Below are 2,804 nucleotides of genomic sequence, written 5' to 3'. Positions count from 1 at the left end.
TGAACTCCTGGTACGTCTTGTGCTCCGCGAGCTTCTCGATGCCGCGGTGCAGGTACCCGATGTCGAGGACCGACTTCTCGATGGTCTCCCCGTCCATCTTCACGACGCAGCGCAGGACGCCGTGCGTGGCCGGGTGCTGCGGCCCGATGTTGAGAATCATTTCGTTCTCCAACGGGTCTGCCTCCGGCGCGTGCGCCCCCGCTGGCTTTCCATCCCCCTGCGCGGCGGCCCGCTTCTCCTCGAGCCAGGCGTGCTTGGTCTCCAGTCGCTCGTAGATCTTCTCGTTGTGCTTCGGCCAGAACCGAAACTGGTCGCCGAGGTCGTGCCCGGGAAAGTCAGGTTTCTGAGGCTGGGCCATACGTTCTTGCGGTTGTGCGTTGGAAGGGGGGGCGCGTTGAGCGTTCAACGCGCCGACGGTCCAACGCTATTCAGAATCGGGATCGGTGGCGGGCTCCTGGTAGCTTTTGACGGGCTGGGAGCCGTGGGCCGCGGCGAAGGGGTCCATCGTCAGCTCCCCGTCCGGCGTCTGCGGCGGCAGCGGCAACGACCCCGGCACGCCCAGCTGCGGGAACTCCTTGCGCAGGGGGTGATAGTCGAAGTCTTCCGGCATGTACATGCGCCGCGGATCCGGGTGGTCGACAAATTCAAACCCGAACATGTCGTAGGCCTCCCGCTCGTTCCAGTTGGCCGCCCGGTACACCTCCGTCACGCTCGGCACCCGCATGTCCTCCTCGTCCACCCGCACCTTCAGGCGGATGCGCTTCTGCCGCTCGATGCTTACGAGGTTATAGAAGACCTCGTAGCGGTCCTCCGCGGTGAAGTTGTCGATGCCGCCAAGGTCGACGAAGTACTCGAAGCTCTCTTCCGCCTTGAGGAACCGGCAGATCTCGCGGATGCGGCTCTTCTCGACGTAGACGGTGTCCTCGTTCGCGTAGCGCTCTACGTCGAGCACTGCCGCGCCGAACTCCTTGCGCAGGGCGTCGATGACCTCTGGGACGCGGGTCGTGTCCGTCGCGTGGGCATTGTCGGTGTCCTGCTCGGGCTTCGGCTCGTCGGACGGGGTGTAGTGAAACCGGAGCTCTTCGGGGTCTTTCGGATTCGCGTCGCGGGGGTCGTCGGGCGTGCTCATCGGCGGTCCATCATCTTGGCGGGGCGTCGTGGGCGCTCGGCGGCCGCGGAAGGGGAGTACAGCGGCCAGGAATGCGCGGCGTCATGCGGCGACCGGCGCCGGGGAAGACGAGTCTTCCGCACCGTCGGCGCCTGTGTCTGGGGCCTCCAGGGTGAGGCCTGAGGCCTTCGGCTTTTCGAGCTGCCCCGGGAACTTGCTCGTGTTCTCCGGCATGATTGGCGCCCGTTCGCCGGCCGCGCCAACCTCGTAGTCCTGCACCACGGAGTACTCGTTGCGAATCTTCTCCTGAATGTCCATCAGCGCATGCAGCACCGACTCCGGGCGCGGCGGACAGCCGGAGATGTACACGTCGACCGGCAGGAAGTTGTCCACCCCCTGCACCACGCCGTAGCAGCGATGCATGCCGCCGGTGGAGGCACAGGCGCCCATGGCAATGCACCACTTCGGGTCGCCCATCTGGTCCCACACGCGGCGAATGGCGTGGCTCATTTTGTAGGAGCACCAACCGGCCACAATCATCAGGTCGGCCTGGCGCGGGGAGAACCGCATCGCCTCGCTTCCGAAGCGGGCCGCATCGTACTTCGGCCCCGCAAAGCCCATCATCTCGATGGCACAGCAGGCCAGCCCCATCGGCATGGGCATGAGCGAGTTTGAGCGGGCCCAGTTGAGGAAGGTATCCACGCGGGTCGTGAAGAAGCCTTGCCCGTTGGTTCCAGAAGATCCAGCCATAACACAGAGAATCGGGCGATTCAGAAGAATTCAAAAACGGAGCGTGCGGCGCACCCAGCAGAGCGGGACGGCCATGCGTCTTTGGTCCACCCCGTTGAATGACACGGGCTCCCCCCCTGTTTCACCCCGCCGTGATACGGCGGGCGAACGTACGGAGGCTGTCACGTTCCCGTCGGCAACACGCCCTCCGCAACGGCCGTCACTGCTCAAAGTCGAGCCCGCCCTTCTTTACGTCGTAGAGCAGCCCGACGAGCAAGATGAGCGTAAACAGCGACATGACGGCGATCACCCCGAGCCCGGCGCCGCTCTCGACAAAGCTATGGAAGCTGGCGGCCCACGGCCACATGAAAACGACCTCCACGTCGAAGACGATGAAGATCATGGCCACGAGGTAAAACTTGACCGAGTACCGCTCGTGGGCGCTGCCCACCGGGTCCATGCCACTCTCGTAGGGCATGGTCTTCGTCCCACTGGGCCGGCTCGGCCCAATGTACGCGGCCGCCGCCAGCAGGGTGAGGGCCAGCCCCAGGGCCAGCGCGATCATCAGAAACAGCGGCACGAAGTCCCCAAACATGACCGGTCGCGGTCGGAGGAGAAAGAAACGACGAGGGTTTTGACACGGGAGATGTACAAGGGTAACTACGGTACAGATCAGGCGTCGCGGATGCAACGCCTTGCCTGCTCAGCCGCCCAAAGAGCCGGTGAACTATCAATCCCGATCGACCTCTCGCGCGAGCAAGTCTTTCGCACGGACAAGACGTAGGCATGAGGAACGGGGGGCGACGTTGTCTTTCTCATCGCGGCTACGGAAGCCGATAGGTGAGGCGGGCGATGACGATCCGCCCGAGTGCGGGTGCGCCCACGAACTCGCGGTGGTCGATGCCGAGCACATTTTGGGCCGTCACGCCCACACTCAGCCCCGACAGTGCGGGCGACTCCGGATCGT

Annotated in this window: 3 protein-coding genes and 1 pseudogene; all 4 read right to left on the bottom strand. The window is 64.6% G+C overall.

Annotated features, from left to right (window positions below):
- Nucleotides 1–358, bottom strand: a pseudogene (locus V5A20_RS13920) (NADH-quinone oxidoreductase subunit D); the annotation flags it as partial.
- Nucleotides 359–424: 66 nt separating this feature from the next.
- Nucleotides 425–1,129, bottom strand: coding sequence for an NADH-quinone oxidoreductase subunit C (locus V5A20_RS13915; protein WP_332315110.1), 705 nt, complete (start codon nt 1,127–1,129; stop codon nt 425–427).
- An 81-nt stretch (nt 1,130–1,210) separates the two neighbouring features.
- The gene (locus tag V5A20_RS13910; RefSeq protein ID WP_332315111.1) at nt 1,211–1,858 is read right to left on the bottom strand and encodes an NADH-quinone oxidoreductase subunit B; all 648 of its coding nucleotides are present in this window, start codon (nt 1,856–1,858) and stop codon (nt 1,211–1,213) included.
- 199 nt (nt 1,859–2,057) lie between these two features.
- Nucleotides 2,058–2,432: an NADH-quinone oxidoreductase subunit A gene (locus tag V5A20_RS13905; RefSeq protein ID WP_332315112.1), complete on the bottom strand. Its 375-nt coding sequence runs from the start codon at nt 2,430–2,432 to the stop codon at nt 2,058–2,060.
- Nucleotides 2,433–2,804 lie beyond the last annotated feature (372 nt).

The organism is Salinibacter sp., assembly GCF_036626415.1.
GTDB lineage: Bacteria > Bacteroidota > Rhodothermia > Rhodothermales > Salinibacteraceae > Salinibacter.
The sequence above is the reverse complement of the archived record's forward strand: the minus strand, read 5'-3'. Positions and strand labels throughout refer to the sequence as shown.

Excerpts from the sequence above, each read along its gene's own strand:
- V5A20_RS13910 (WP_332315111.1), bottom strand. The coding sequence starts at position 1,858 with ATGGCTGGATCTTCTGGAACCAACGGGCAAGGCTTCTTCACGACCCGC.
- V5A20_RS13915 (WP_332315110.1), bottom strand. The coding sequence starts at position 1,129 with ATGAGCACGCCCGACGACCCCCGCGACGCGAATCCGAAAGACCCCGAA.
- V5A20_RS13905 (WP_332315112.1), bottom strand. The coding sequence starts at position 2,432 with ATGTTTGGGGACTTCGTGCCGCTGTTTCTGATGATCGCGCTGGCCCTG.